Genomic DNA, 13,636 nt, shown 5'->3' with positions numbered 1-13,636 from the left:
CCGGTGCGCGCGGGTCAGGCCTCGGGGTAGGCGGGCCGCAGCGGATCGGATGCCGGCGTGTGGTCCGCCGGGTACGGGACCGGCCAATGCGGCTCGGGCACCGGCCACCCCGCGTCGCGCAGGGCCCGTCGCGCGAGCTCTCGTGCCGAGTACGGCGTGCGCACGCCGCGGATGTCGCGGTAGTCCTGGTGCCCGGGTCCCGCCCACAGGATGGCGTCACCGTCGCCGACGAGGGCGACCGCCTCGATGATGGCGCGCTCGGGCGGCGAGTACTCGTGGATCTCGGCGTCGGGGCGTGCGCGCCGCGCTCCCTCGAGGAGCGTCGCACGGATGGCGTCGGGATCCTCGTGCCGCGGATGGTGGTCGGTCACGATGAGGACGTCGCTGCCTTCGACGGCGGTGCGTCCCATGTCATGCCGCTTCGTGGCGTCGCGGTCACCGTCGGCGCCGAAGAGCATCACCACCTTGCCCGGCGTGACGCGCCGGACAGCGGCGAGGGTCTTCTCGAAGGCGTCGGGGGAGTGGCCGAAGTCGACGTAGACAGCGGGGCCGGTCTCGCCCGAGACGAGCTCGGTACGTCCGGGGAGGTAGGCCTCGATCCGCCGCCCGTCCAGCGCGGCGGTCAGGCGTTCCCAGGGGTAGCCGCCCTCGAGGATCATCACGATCGCGAGGCCCGCGTTCGCTGCCATGTGGCGTCCGATCACGGGGACGAGGGTCGTGAGCGACCGGCCGTCGCGGGCGGTGAGGCGGAACCGCGTGCCGATCTGCATCTCGTCGAGGATGTCGACGACCCAGTCGGCCGCCGCAGCCGCAGCGGGGTCCGAGGCGAGGGCCGGCGTGCCGACCGTCACGGTCGGGATGCCGCTGCGGGCGACCACCTCGGCGCCGGGCTCGGAGTCGATGCACACGACACCGCGGCGCGCGCGGTCGGGACGGAACAGCGGCATCTTCGCCTCGAAATACTCGCGCATGTCGGCGTAGTCGTCGAGGTGGTCGTGCGTGAGGTTGGTGAAGCCGGCCACGTCGAACACGATGCCGTCGACACGACGCCGGCTCAGCGCCTGGGCGCTGACTTCGACCGCGACCGCCTCCACGCCCCGCTCGCGCATGAGCGCCAGGAGCGCATGCATCTCGTACGCCTCGGGGGTCGTCAGCCGCGAGACGATCACCTGACCGGCGATGTGACGCTCGGCGGTCGAGGACAGTCCCGTCGTGACGCCGAGCTGCCCGAGGATCCCCTCCAGCAGGTGCGAGACGCTCGTCTTGCCGTTGGTCCCGGTCGTGCCGAACAGCAGCGGCAGGTCGTCGTCGCGACCGGTGCCGTACACCCATGCCGACAGCTCGCCCAGTGAGGCCCGCGGGTCGTCGACGAGGATCACCGGCAGTCCGCTCGCCGCAGCCGCGTCGGCACCTTCGGCGTCCGTGATCACCGCGACGGCGCCCTTCTCCGCCGCGGCGCCGGCGAATTCCGCGCCGTGCCGGTTCACGCCCTTGACCGCGACGAAGACGTCACCCGGTCGGAGGTCTGCCGTGGCCAGGGTGATCCCGGTGAGCGTCGCCCCCTCCACATCGCCGCGCACGTCGATCGCGAAGCGCGCCGCGAGGTCCGCGAGGAAGTGGGTGGGCGGCGCGTCCGGGCGGAGCACGGGGGGCAGGTTGGAGGGCGCGTCAGTCGACATGGCTCTCCATCTTCTCACCCGCCCGTGTGCCGACCGCTCGCCCGGCGACCGCGGTGCGGTCGCCGGGCGAGCCGTCGTGAGAGGCGGCGGGCCGGGGCGATGCTCACCCTGGCCCGCCGCTCGCTGGGTTGGGCGGAATCGGTCGCGCCGGTCAGGAGCGACGTGCGCGTCCGCGCAGGAGCGCCACGAGGAGGGCGGCGAGCCCGGCGGCGAGTGCGCCGCCGGCGAGCCACCGCGCGACCGGATCGGCGCCGGCCCCGGCATCCGTCGCCGTTCCGGCCGTGTCGGCGGCGTCGGACGCTCCGGCCTCGTGGGTGGCGGTTCCGTGATCGTCTTCCTCGGCCGCGGCGCCCACGGCCACGACCGGTGCGGGCGCATCGAGGTCGTGCGGGTCCTCGCCGTCGCCCGCGACCTGCGTCCAGGCGGTCTCGCCGGTCTCGCAGAGCTGCGTCACCGGAAAGGCGAGCGTCGTGTCGGCGGCGGATTCGTCGAAGAGCACGTCCATCGAGACGGTGGCCTTCAGGTGATCCTCGACCGGCGTGGCGGCCGTGTAGGTGATCCGGGTCGGGATGCCGTCGCCCCCGGTCTCGCGGGCGATCGTCCATCCTCCCTGGACGACGGGGGTGGCGTTGCCGACGCCGTCGGGGATGTCGATCACGAGGGCGGTCGTGGGGGAGCCGTCGCATCCGTGCGAGAACGAGAACGTGAGCGTCTCCGTCGCGCCGGCCGACACGGTGCCGGGGTCGACATGGACGTGCGCCGATGCGGCCAGCGGCGCACCGATCACGAGGGCGAGGCCGCCGGCGATGCCGAGGGCGGCGGTGCGGCGGGAGCGGGCGGATGTGGTGATGTTCATGGGGTTCCTTCGTCGAGATGCGCGCGCGACAGCGCCGCGCGCGCGGCGTGCGGAGAAGCCGGCGCTCCGAGGGTGCCGGCGCTGCGACCGCGAACGGCCGCTCAGACGAAGGCGGGCGGGCCGCGTCGAGACAGATCCGACAGAACGATGCGGGGCGCCGGGGAGAGTCGCGCCGGGGCGGCGGGGACCCGGTGGACGATCGGCAGCGTCGCGACCCCGCGGGTGCGCGCGAACAGCGAGCGGATGCCTCGTCCGAGGGCCTGCAGCATCCGCTCGCCGCCGAACAGCGCGACCACCGTGCCCGCTGCGGCGAGGATGTGCGCGAGCGCCATGGCCGCGTCGGGGATCACCAGGCCGGCGTCGGCGCCGACCGTGAGCGGCACGTGATGCGCGTGCGCGCCGTGGATCGTCGCCGGGTCGGCGCCTGCGGTGATCGCGAAGGCGGTGTGGAAGAGCAGCTGGCTGACCAGCACGGCGCCCGCCACGCGCCACAGACGCACGCGGCGGCCGACGAGAGCGACGGCGAACGGTGACGCCAGTGTTGCGACCGCCACGACCAGGGCGGGCGCGGGTGCCCCTCCGCCGGCGAGCGTGTGAGCCGTCGCTGCGAGGATCGTCGCGACCGACGCAGCGGCGACTCCTCGCAGGGCGCGCAGGTGGCGTGCGGTCACGGTTCCTCCGTCGCCGAGCCTATTCCACGCGCGCCGGGCCCGCCCCCCGGTGTCTCGGCCAACTCAAAGCCCGGCGCGGGTACCGTGAGCGTGTGGAAGCTCTCGCATTCGTCATCGGCGTGGTGCTCATGGTCGTGGGCCTGGCGGTGTCGATCGCGCTTCACGAGCTGGGGCACCTGTGGCCGGCGAAGAAGTTCGGCGTGCGGGTCGGCCAGTACATGATCGGCTTCGGGCCGACCCTGTGGTCGCGACGCTTCGGCGAGACCGAGTACGGCGTCAAGGCGATCCCGCTCGGCGGCTACATCTCGATGGCCGGCATGTACCCGCCGACCGTTCGACAGACGCAGACGCCGAACGGTCGGACCGGCCGGGCCGGCGGCGGCTTCTTCGCGACGATGGTGCAGGATGCGCGCGCCGCCAACGAGGAGACCCTCATCGGCGGCGACGATCGCGTGTTCTACCGGCTTCCGGTCTGGAAGCGGGTCGTCGTGATGCTCGGCGGCCCCTTCATGAACTTCCTGCTCGCCATCGTGCTGTTCGCGATCCTGCTGACCGGCATCGGCATCCAGACGGCCACGACCACCGTGTCCGCCCTGTCGGAGTGCGCGCCGGCGACGGCATCCACCGAGTGCGCGCCCGGCGACCCCGCGCCACCCGCCGAGCAGGCCGGAATCCAGGCCGGCGACACGATCCTCTCGATCGACGGGCAGGCGGTCGCCGACTTCGCCGAGGCATCCGCCATCATCCAGGGCGCACCGGGTGAGGAGCTGTCGCTCCTGATCGAGCGCGACGGCCAGGAGCGCACGATCACCGTCGTTCCGGCGGCGATCGACGCGACCGCCGCCGCCGCCGCGGGCGATGAGATCGGGTTCGTCGGGATCAGGCCGACGGTGGAGTACGTCCGCCAGCCCATCTGGGAGGCGCCGCGCGCCGCCGTCGAGAACGTCGGCGCGGTGGCCGGGATCATCTGGCAGCTTCCCGTCAAGGTGTGGGACACCGCCGCGACGCTCATCACCGGGGAGAAGCGCGACCCGAACGGACCGCTGAGCATCGTCGGTGCCGGTCGGCTCTCGGGTGAGGTCGCCGCCACGGACGCCCCGATCCTCAACCGCGTCGCAGGCTTCCTGTCGCTGCTGGCCTCGCTGAACATCGCCCTGTTCGTGTTCAACCTCGTGCCGCTTCTGCCGCTGGATGGCGGTCACGTCGCGGTGGCGCTGTGGGACGGGCTCAAGCGGGCGTGGGCGAAGCTCTTCCGCCGGCCGCCGCCCAAGCCGGTGGATGCCACGAAGCTCGTGCCCGTGACGTTCATCGTCGTGGTGGCGCTGGTCGCGATGGGCGCGGTGCTGATCCTCGCGGACATCATCAATCCGGTCAGCCTGTTCTGACTTTTCTCGGCGGTCGTGTCGAGATCGGCCTTGTCCGTTCGCTGTGGGGATGAAACGGTTCCACTGACGGAAGGACAAGACCGTGAAGTACGTGCTGATGTTCACGAGCAACCCGGAACTGGATGCGCAGGTGCCGCCCGAGCGGATGCAGGAGGATTACGCGCGCATCTACCAGTGGTTCCAGGAGCATGACGGCCAGATCGCCGACGGCGGGGCGGAGCTGCAGCCCGTCGAGACCGCGACGACGGTCAAGCACAGCGAGAACGGCGCGGTCGTCGTCGACGGCCCGTTCTCGGAGGCCAAGGAGGTGATCGGCGGGTTCAGCATCATCGACGTCCCCGACATGGATGCGGCGATCGCGCTGGTCAAGACCTGGCCGTCGCTGGAGCTGCCGGGGTCGGCGGTGGAGATCCGGCCCATGGTCACCGACTACAGCCAGTTCGAGCAGTGACCGGAACGGATGCCGCGGCCGGCCCTGGCGGGGCCGCGGCATCCGATCTCCTCCTGGCGCGCGTGGTCCGCGAGGAATCGGGACGGATCGTCGCCACTCTCGCCTCGTCGCTGGGGGACCTCGATGTCGCAGAGGAGGCGGTCGCGGCGGCGGTCGAGGAGGCGCTGCGGGAATGGCGGCTGCGAGGCATCCCGCCCAAGCCCGGCGCGTGGCTGACGCAGGCCGCGCGCCACAACGCCCTCGATCGCCTGCGCCGCGACAGGCGCTACCGGGAGAAGCTCGCCCTTCTGGGGGCCTGGGCGACCACGGTGACGCACGAGCCGGATCCCGACGCGGACGATCGCCTCCCGCTGCTGTTCGGCTGCTGCCATCCGGCGCTGTCGGCGGATGCGCAGCTGGCCCTCACGCTGCGCGCCGTGTGCGGGCTGACGACCGCGCAGATCGCGCGAGCGACGTTCAGCACGGAGCAGGCGACGGCGCAGCGGATCGTCCGTGCGAAACGCAAGATCGGAGCCGCGGGGATCCCGCTGCGGATCCCGGAGGGTGCAGAACGCGCCGGGCGCCTCGATATCGTGCTCGCCGTCGTGTCGGTGATGTACAGTCAGGCGCATTTCGTCTCCGGCGGGGACGCGGCGGCCGATCGCGATCTGGCCGAGGACGCGCTCTGGCTCGCGCAGGTGATCGCCGCCGCGCTGCCGCGTGAGCCGGAAACGCACGGCCTGCTCTCGCTGCTGCTGTTCCACCGGGCACGCGAATCCGCTCGCGCCGTCGACGGCGAGCTGGTGCTGCTGGAGGATCAGGACCGGGCGCGCTGGGACGGTGCGCTCATCGCGCGGGCGCGTTCCGAACTCGATCGGGCGGCCCGCCTTCGCCGGCCGGGAAGATGGCAGCTCCATGCGGCGATCGCGGCGTGCCACGCCGACGCGAAGCGGTCGGCGGACACCGACTGGCCCCAGGTGCTGGTCCTCTACGACCTGCTGCTCGGGTACGACTCCTCACCGGTGGTGCGGCTGAACCGCGCTGTCGCGCTCGAGCGCGTCGGCGGTGCGGCCGTCGCGCTCGCGGAGGTGGAGGCTCTCGAGGCGTCGCTCGGCCGGTCCCACCTGTGGCACGCCGTACGCGCACACCTGCTGCGCGGTGTCGGACGCACCGACGAGGCGATGGCCGCCGACCTTCGTGCGCTCGAGCTCACCGCGAATGAGGCGGAGCGTCGCCTGCTCGAGCGCCGTATCGGTCGCTGAGCCGCGAGGCTCTCAGGCGTCGACCGGCGTGAGCGCGTGCTCGACCAGACGCTGCAAGGTGATCATGCCGTCGCGCGACAGGATCGACTCCAGGTGGCCCTGCACCGAGGCGTAGCCGGGGCCGCGAAGCGCGTACACGTCCCCGGTGGTCGGATCCGCCGCGACCTCGGCCTCGCCGAGACGATCGGTGGCCCGGGCGACCCGCGCCGTGAAGGTGTTGTAGAAGCCGATCGAGGCCGGTGCGCCGAACACGTCGACGGTCTTCTGCACACCCTGGTGCGGTGCCGCGAGCGGCGCGAGCTCGATGCCGAGAGAGTCCGCGAGGATCTGGTGGCTGAGGCAGACCGCCAGGAGCGGCCGGCCTGAGGAGCGGCGGCGCGCCACGACGTCCCGCATGCGCCGCATGCGCGGCGAGGAGGCATCGCGCGGGTCACCCGGACCGGGGCCCGACACCAGCAGTTCGGCCCCGTCGATCCGATCGTCGGTCACGTCGTCCCACGCGGCGATCTCGACGTCCAGGCCGAGGTGGCGGAGCTGGTGGGCCAGCATCGTCGTGAAGCGGTCCTCGGCGTCGACGACCAGCGCCGCACGGCCGGAGAAGGGCCCGTCGGCGTCACCGCCCTGCGGGTTCAGCCAGAAGTCCGCCAGTCGCGCGTTCCGTGACGCGAGCAGCGTCGCGATGGCCGGGTCGTCGGCCAGTCGCCGGGGCGTGGGTGCGGGCGCGTCCTCGTCGATCTGTGCGGCGGCGACCTCGGCCGCGGCGTCGCGCGGCACCGCCCCGATCGCTCCGAGAACGCCGGCCGCCTTGCCGTGCGTCTCTCCGACCTCGCCGTACGGGTCGGAGTGGCGCACGAGGGTGGCACCCACGGGCACACGCAGCCGGCCGTCGACCAGGTACGCGGTGCGGATGAGGATCGGAGCGTCGAGGTCGTGGGTCGGCTCGTCCGTCGGGGCGGCGCCGGATGCGGCTGCCGGGCGCGGCGTGAACAGCGCCGCGACGCCGGAGTAATAGCCGCGCGGGGTCCGCTCGTGCCGCGTGATGACCGAGCACGCGTTCTGCATGGGCGATCCCGTCACCGTCGGCGCGAACATCGTCTCGCGGAGGATGTCGCGCGGGTCCATGCGGCTTCGGCCCCGCAGCACGTACTCCGTGTGCGTCAGGCGCGACATCTCCTTCAGATGCGGTCCGGTGATGCGGCCGCCGTCCGCGCAGACCGCGCTCATCATCTTCAGCTCCTCGTCGACGACCATGAAGAGCTCCTCGGTCTCCTTCGTCGACTCCAGGAAGCGGCTGAGGGTCTCTGCCGTCGCGCCGCCTTCCGGGTGACGGAAGGTTCCCGAGATGGGATTCATCGTCACGACGCCGTCCCGCGCGCTCACATGCGCCTCCGGGCTCGCCCCGACAGCGACGTGCCCGGGCGTGACGATGGCGAAGGTCCAGTACGCACCGCGCTCGTGCTCCAGGAGCGCCCGGAACCACGTCAGCGCCGCCGTGGCGGCATCCGTGGGCACGCCGGCGGTGAAGTCCCGCCGGATGACGAAGTTCGCCCCTTCGCCGCGACCGATCTCGTCCGCGATGACGCGGCGCACGATCTCGGCGTAGTCCTCGTCCGAGATGTCGAAGCCCGCATCCTCGAGCGGCACTGTCTCGGTCGGCAGCTGGGCCAGCGCCTCATCCCGCGCCATGGCGACATGCCGCTCCACCACGAGGCACCGCAGCGGCGCCCCGTCATCGTGGCACGCGAAGCCGCGCTCGCGAACCTGACGGAACGGGACCAGCGCCAGCACTTCACGAGGCCTTCCCGACGCATCCGCGAGCGGGATGTCACCGAGCAGGTCGACGTCGACCACGTCGCCGGTGAGCACCTCCACGGTGACGCCGTCGCGGGCGATGAGGGCGAAGGGGATGCCTCGACCGGCCAGATCGGCCAGGTGGGGGACATCGGGAGCGGGGGAGTGGGCAGGCCCGGTCATTCAACTCTTTCGTCGTGGGGGCGGTCGCCCTACGAAAAAGAAGACCGCCCGGAGGCGGTCGTGGTCGCGCGAACCCACCGCCTATGCGGTGAGCCACCAGTGAAGTCGCGCGGACATGCGCCGAACCTACCACACCGGCCCCGATGGTCCTCATTCGCGCTACCGGACGGGATCGGACCGCAGGATACTGGTCGCGGTGCGCCGGGATCTCGCCGGTGCCCCTCAGATCTCGAGCGACGACGAGGACCGATGACGCAGCTCACGACGATCGGGCGATCGCCCGAGCCCGAACGGCCCGGGCCTCGGCGCCGCCCGTCCATCGCGGAGAGGATCCGCAATGTCGGGGAAGCGCGGACGGGTGCCCTTCTTCTGCTGCTGGCCACAGCAGCCGCGATCGTCTGGGCCAACATCTCGTTCGGCTCGTACCACGACTTCTGGGAGACCCATCTGTCCATCGGGGTGGGGGACATCCGGCTCGAGTTCACGCTCCACGCGCTCGTCAACGACGCGCTCATGGCGATCTTCTTCTTCACCGTCGGGCTGGAGGTGCGCCGAGAGTTCGCGATCGGCGAGCTGACGAGCTGGTCGCGGGCGATGATCCCGGTCCTCGCCGCCGTGGCGGGTCTGCTTCTTCCCGCCCTGCTGTTCCTCCTCGTGGCGAACGGGTCCGGTCATGAGCACGCATGGGGTGTCGTGATCTCCACCGACACCGCGTTCCTCGTGGGGGCGCTCGCGTTGGTCGGGCCGCGGGCGTCGGGTCGCCTCCGCGTCTTCCTCCTCGCTCTCGCCGTCGTCGACGACATCGGGGCGCTTAGCATCATCGCGCTGTTCTACACCGAGAACTTCACGCCATTGCCGCTGCTGGTGGCCGCCCTCGGACTCGTCGGGATCTTCCTCACGCGGTACGTCCCACGTGGCCGCGGGCCGATCTACGCGACGCTGTCGATCATCGTGTGGCTGGCCTTCCTCGCGTCGGGCGTGCACCCGACGCTGGCCGGCGTCGCGATCGCCCTGCTGGTGCCGGTGTACCGTCCGAACCGCCGCGACGTCGAGCAGGCTCTGGAACTGGCGCGCACCTTCCGCCAGTCGCCGAACAGCGAGTATGCCCGGCTCGCCGCGAACAGTCTGCGGGAGTCGATCTCCATCAACGAGCGGCTGCAGTCGGCCTACGCCCCGTATGTCGCCTACGTGATCCTGCCGCTCTTCGCCCTCGCCAACGCCGGCGTCCAGCTCACCGGTCCGATCCTGCTCGCCGCGGCGCAGTCGCCTGTGACCTGGGCGGTCGTGGTGGGGCTCGTCGCCGGCAAGTTCATCGGCGTCTTCGGGGCAGCCGCGCTGATCAGACGGCTGCATCTCGGCGACTTCGGTCTCGGACTGACGCTCGACCGCATCGCCGGTGGTGCACTGCTGTGCGGCATCGGCTTCACGATCTCGCTCTTCATCGTCGACCTCGCCATCGACGACGATGCGGTGCAGAACGAGGCGCGCGTGGGCGTGCTCGCGGCATCCGTCATCGCCTTCGTGCTGGCGGCGATCGCCTTCCGCATCTCCGACGCCCGCCGTCCCGACGAGGACGGCGGCCGGACGCTGGTTCGTCCGATCGACCCGGAGCGCGACCACATCTACGGCGACGTCAACGCGCCGCTGACGATCGTCGAGTACGGCGACTTCCAATGCCCCTTCTGCTCGAAGGCGTCCGGATCGATCGAGGAGGTGCGTCGCGAACTCGGCGACCGGCTGCTCTACGTGTGGCGGCATGCGCCGCTGGAGAGGCAGCATCCGAATGCGCTCGCCGCGGCCGAGGCGGCGGAGGCGGCGGCGCTGCAGGGCAGACTCCCCGAGTTCGCGCGGAGCCTGTTCGCCGACCAGGAGCACCAGCTGCCGTCGGACATCATCCGTCGGGCGCGCGTTCTCGGCCTGGACGTCGACCGCTTCGAGGAGGACCTCAGCTCGCCGAAGGTCACCGGTCGGGTCCGAGACGACATGCTGGATGCCGAGGCCATGGACATCACCTCGGTGCCGACCTTCTTCATCAACGGCGTGCGCCACGTCGGTCCGTACGACGCACGCACGCTGATCCGCGCGCTGGAGGAGACGGCCCCGACGGCATCCGGAACCTGAATGCGGCTGCGCGCCGCGAGCGGGCGAGTCTCGGCGGGCGCTCAGCCGTCGGCCAGCCCCGGTGCGACCCCGCCGCGTAGGCTGGATGCGTGCCAGCCGTCAACATCGGGATGCCCAAGGTCCCCGAAACGCTCGCCCCCCGTCGCAAGAGCCGTCAGATCCGGGTCGGCAAGGTGCTCGTCGGCGGCGACGCGCCGATCAGCGTCCAGTCGATGACCACGACGCCGACCACGAACATCAACGCGACCCTGCAGCAGATCGCCGAGCTCACGGCATCCGGATGCGAGATCGTGCGTGTCGCGGTGCCGTCGCAGGACGACGCGGACGTGCTCCACATCATCGCCGCGAAGAGCCAGATCCCGGTGATCGCCGACATCCACTTCCAGCCGAAGTACGTCTTCCAGGCGATCGACGCCGGCTGCGCCGCCGTGCGCGTGAACCCCGGCAACATCCGCAAGTTCGACGACCAGGTCGGCGCGATCGCCAAGGCGGCGCAGGCGGCCGGCGTCTCGCTGCGCATCGGCGTGAACGCGGGCTCGCTCGACAGGCGTCTGCTCGAGAAGTACGGGAAGGCGACGCCGGAGGCGCTCGTGGAGAGCGCCGTGTGGGAAGCGTCGCTGTTCGAGGAGCACGATTTCCACGACTTCAAGATCTCGGTCAAGCACAACGATCCCGTCGTGATGGTCAAGGCCTACCGTCTTCTGGCGGAGCGCGGCGACTGGCCGCTGCACCTGGGCGTGACCGAGGCAGGGCCGGCGTTCCAGGGGACGATCAAGAGCGCGACCGCGTTCGGCATCCTGCTGTCGGAGGGCATCGGCGACACGATCCGCGTGTCGCTCTCGGCGCCGCCCGCCGAGGAGGTGAAGGTCGGCCACCAGATCCTGCAGTCCCTGAATCTCCGCGAGCGCAAGCTGGAGATCGTCTCGTGCCCGTCGTGCGGTCGTGCGCAGGTGGACGTATACACGCTCGCCGACAACGTGACCGAGGGCCTGAAGGACATGACGGTCCCGCTGCGCGTCGCCGTGATGGGGTGCGTCGTCAACGGACCGGGCGAGGCCCGCGAAGCAGACCTCGGCGTCGCGTCCGGCAACGGCAAGGGACAGATCTTCGTCAAGGGGCAGGTCATCAAGACCGTGCCCGAGGCGGACATCGTCGCGACGCTCATCGAGGAGGCGAATCGCATCGCCGACGAGATGGGTCCCAACGCGCCGCTCGGCACCGCGCAGGTCGTCACGGCCTGACCAGGCGAGGATGGCACGGCTCGGGGTCGCCTGACACGCCGGTCCACCCACCCGCCGTTGGACCCGGGTGCGTCAGCGGACATTCGGCTACCGTCGAACCCTGATGACCGACATCCGCACCGACCGCGCCCCGCTGTCCCGGCCGATCGTCGCCGGCATCATCACCGCCTTGGTCGGCGTGACGAGCGCCTTCGCGGTGGTCCTGACCGGTCTGGATGCCGTCGGAGCGACCGCCGCGCAGGCGGCGAGCGGGCTGCTGGTGCTGTGCGTGACGATGGGCGTCGCGTCGATCATCCTCGCCTGGCGCTATCGCATGCCGATCACGGTCTCGTGGTCCACCCCCGGCGCCGCAGTCCTCGCCTCGACCGGGACCGTGGAGGGCGGCTGGCCGGCCGCCGTCGGGGCATTCCTCGTCACAGCGGCGCTGATCCTCCTCACCGCGCTGTGGCCGCAGCTCGGGCGCCTGATCGCCCGCATTCCGCCGTCGATCGCCCAGGCGATGCTCGCGGGCGTGCTGTTCCCGCTCTGCTCGGCGGCGATCACCGGCGTCGTGGTCAACCCGTGGGGCGTCATCCCGGTCGTGCTGACGTGGCTCGTCTTCGTGAGGATCGCACCCCGGTGGTCGGTGCCGCTCGCGTTCGTCGCGGCATCCGTGGTCATCGGGGTGCACGTGCTCACGACGGGTGCGAAGGTCGACCCTGCGGCGCTGCTGCCGCGGCTGGAGCCGACGGCGCCTGTCTTCACGCTCGGGGCGGTGGTGGGCATCGCGCTGCCGCTGTTCCTCGTCACCATGGCGTCGCAGAACGTCCCCGGGGTCGCCATCATGCGGAGCTTCGGGTACGAAGTGCCGTGGCGGCCGGCGATGCTGGTCACCGGCGTGGGCACCGCGGCGGCAGCGACGGCAGGCGGTCACAGCATCAACCTGGCCGCGATCAGCGCTGCGCTGGCCGCAGGGCCGGATGCCGATCCCGACCCGCACCGCAGATGGGTGGCGGGCGTCTCCACCGGGGTCGCCGGCATCGTCCTCGGCGGGCTGTCGGCCGCCCTCGTCGCGCTCGTCGTCGTCGCCCCGGAGGCCGTGATGCCCGCCGTCGCCGGTGTCGCCCTTCTCGGCGCGTTCGGTGCGGCGGTGCAGCAGGCGATCGACGATACGGGGGAGCGGCTGCCCGCCGTCGTGACGTTCCTCGTCGCGGCATCCGGGATCGCCATCGCCGGTGTCGGTGCGGCGTTCTGGGCGCTTCTGGCCGGTCTCGTGGTCCGCGAGGTGCTCCACGCCGGGCGACGGACGCGCTGACCCCGAGCCGCCCCCGTCGGCCTCCGGCGATCACATGGACCGACGGTTGCCTCGCCGTGCCGGCGGTCAGTGGATCGCGCCGCCGGTCACACGCGCGTCGTCCTCGACGTCGATGCTCGCGCGGACGGCGACCGCGAGCGCGCGCGCGATGTCCAGAAGCGGCAGGGAGGGCGCATCCGGCGACGGCGCGTGCTCGGCGGACCAGGGGACGTGGATGAAGCCGGCGCGCACGGAGGCGTGGACCGACTCGAGCGCGGTGAAGAAGACGTGGTTGCAGACGAAGGTCCCGGCCGAGTGCGAGACCTCGGCGGGCACGCCGTTGGCCGCGATCCGGCGCACGATCTCCTTGACCGGCAGGGTGCTCAAGTGCGCGGTCGGCGCGCCCGGCGCGCTCGGCACGTCGACCGGCTGCTCTCCGTCGTTGTCGGGGATGCGCGCGTCGATGAGGTTCAGCGCCACCCGCTCCACGCCGATGGCGGCGCGTCCTCCTGCCAGCCCGCACGCGATGACGACGTCGGGGGCGTGACGGGCGACGAGAGCCTTCAGCTGGTCGGCAGCGCCCCGGAACGTCACGGGGAGCACGGCCGTGACGAGCTCCTCGGGCCCGCTCCATCGCTGGGCGACGAGGTGCACCGCTTCGCCCGAGGGGTTCGCGGCGTCCCCGCCGAACGGCTCGAAGCCGGTGAGGAGCACAGTGGTCATCGCTCCAGGCTAAGCGCAGCG

The 13,636-nt window shown here is 71.7% G+C and carries 11 protein-coding genes; 6 read left to right on the top strand and 5 right to left on the bottom strand.

Annotated features, from left to right (window positions below):
• Positions 1-14: 14 nt before the first annotated feature.
• The 3 genes from AC5RVZ_RS27145 to AC5RVZ_RS27135 form a co-directional block, all read right to left on the bottom strand.
• Entirely contained in the window at positions 15-1,679 is a 1,665-nt protein-coding gene (locus AC5RVZ_RS27145; protein WP_494068724.1) for a Mur ligase family protein, read from the bottom strand.
• A 151-nt stretch (positions 1,680-1,830) separates the two neighbouring features.
• Entirely contained in the window at positions 1,831-2,535 is a 705-nt protein-coding gene (locus AC5RVZ_RS27140; protein ID WP_494068723.1) for a DUF1775 domain-containing protein, read from the bottom strand.
• A gap of 101 nt (positions 2,536-2,636) precedes the next feature.
• On the bottom strand, positions 2,637-3,206 hold the full coding sequence (locus AC5RVZ_RS27135) for a hypothetical protein (RefSeq protein WP_494068722.1): 570 nt from the start codon (positions 3,204-3,206) through the stop codon (positions 2,637-2,639).
• Positions 3,207-3,298: 92 nt separating this feature from the next.
• Between AC5RVZ_RS27135 and AC5RVZ_RS27130 the strand changes: the two genes are divergently transcribed.
• From AC5RVZ_RS27130 to AC5RVZ_RS27120, 3 genes are all read left to right on the top strand, one after another.
• On the top strand, positions 3,299-4,591 hold the full coding sequence (locus AC5RVZ_RS27130) for a M50 family metallopeptidase (RefSeq protein ID WP_494068721.1): 1,293 nt from the start codon (positions 3,299-3,301) through the stop codon (positions 4,589-4,591).
• Positions 4,592-4,673: 82 nt separating this feature from the next.
• A complete protein-coding gene (locus AC5RVZ_RS27125; RefSeq protein WP_494068720.1) occupies positions 4,674-5,042 on the top strand; it encodes a YciI family protein in 369 nt (122 codons plus the stop codon).
• On the top strand, positions 5,039-6,283 hold the full coding sequence (locus tag AC5RVZ_RS27120) for an RNA polymerase sigma factor (protein ID WP_494068719.1): 1,245 nt from the start codon (positions 5,039-5,041) through the stop codon (positions 6,281-6,283). The genes AC5RVZ_RS27125 and AC5RVZ_RS27120 overlap by 4 nt, the downstream gene beginning before the upstream one ends.
• Positions 6,284-6,295: 12 nt before the next feature.
• Here the strand turns inward: AC5RVZ_RS27120 and AC5RVZ_RS27115 are convergent, their stop codons facing one another.
• Positions 6,296-8,257 (bottom strand): anthranilate synthase family protein, encoded by a 1,962-nt coding sequence (locus AC5RVZ_RS27115; protein WP_494068718.1) that lies wholly within the window; start codon positions 8,255-8,257, stop codon positions 6,296-6,298.
• A 249-nt stretch (positions 8,258-8,506) separates the two neighbouring features.
• Between AC5RVZ_RS27115 and nhaA the strand changes: the two genes are divergently transcribed.
• The 3 genes from nhaA to AC5RVZ_RS27100 all read left to right on the top strand — a co-directional run bounded on the left by nhaA (position 8,507) and on the right by AC5RVZ_RS27100 (position 12,913).
• Positions 8,507-10,378 carry a Na+/H+ antiporter NhaA gene (gene nhaA / locus AC5RVZ_RS27110; protein WP_494068717.1) on the top strand — a complete coding sequence of 624 codons (1,872 nt, stop codon included), beginning with the start codon at positions 8,507-8,509 and terminating at the stop codon, positions 10,376-10,378.
• 89 nt (positions 10,379-10,467) lie between these two features.
• Entirely contained in the window at positions 10,468-11,619 is a 1,152-nt protein-coding gene (gene ispG, locus AC5RVZ_RS27105) for a flavodoxin-dependent (E)-4-hydroxy-3-methylbut-2-enyl-diphosphate synthase (RefSeq protein ID WP_494068716.1), read from the top strand.
• A gap of 103 nt (positions 11,620-11,722) precedes the next feature.
• The gene (locus AC5RVZ_RS27100) at positions 11,723-12,913 is read left to right on the top strand and encodes a benzoate/H(+) symporter BenE family transporter (protein WP_494068715.1); all 1,191 of its coding nucleotides are present in this window, start codon (positions 11,723-11,725) and stop codon (positions 12,911-12,913) included.
• Between the two features lie 66 nt (positions 12,914-12,979).
• Here AC5RVZ_RS27100 and pcp read toward each other — a convergent pair whose 3' ends face one another.
• A complete protein-coding gene (pcp, locus tag AC5RVZ_RS27095; RefSeq protein ID WP_494068714.1) occupies positions 12,980-13,615 on the bottom strand; it encodes a pyroglutamyl-peptidase I in 636 nt (211 codons plus the stop codon).
• Positions 13,616-13,636 lie beyond the last annotated feature (21 nt).

It is taken from the genome of Arthrobacter sp. Cza30, from assembly GCF_059090765.1.
This window is presented reverse-complemented; position numbering and strand designations above follow the sequence as displayed.

Coding starts and splice junctions, on each gene's coding strand:
- nhaA (WP_494068717.1), top strand. CDS start 8,507: ATGACGCAGCTCACGACGATCGGGCGATCGCCCGAGCCCGAACGGCCC.
- pcp (WP_494068714.1), bottom strand. CDS start 13,615: ATGACCACTGTGCTCCTCACCGGCTTCGAGCCGTTCGGCGGGGACGCC.
- AC5RVZ_RS27145 (WP_494068724.1), bottom strand. CDS start 1,679: ATGTCGACTGACGCGCCCTCCAACCTGCCCCCCGTGCTCCGCCCGGAC.
- AC5RVZ_RS27115 (WP_494068718.1), bottom strand. CDS start 8,257: ATGACCGGGCCTGCCCACTCCCCCGCTCCCGATGTCCCCCACCTGGCC.
- AC5RVZ_RS27140 (WP_494068723.1), bottom strand. CDS start 2,535: ATGAACATCACCACATCCGCCCGCTCCCGCCGCACCGCCGCCCTCGGC.
- AC5RVZ_RS27100 (WP_494068715.1), top strand. CDS start 11,723: ATGACCGACATCCGCACCGACCGCGCCCCGCTGTCCCGGCCGATCGTC.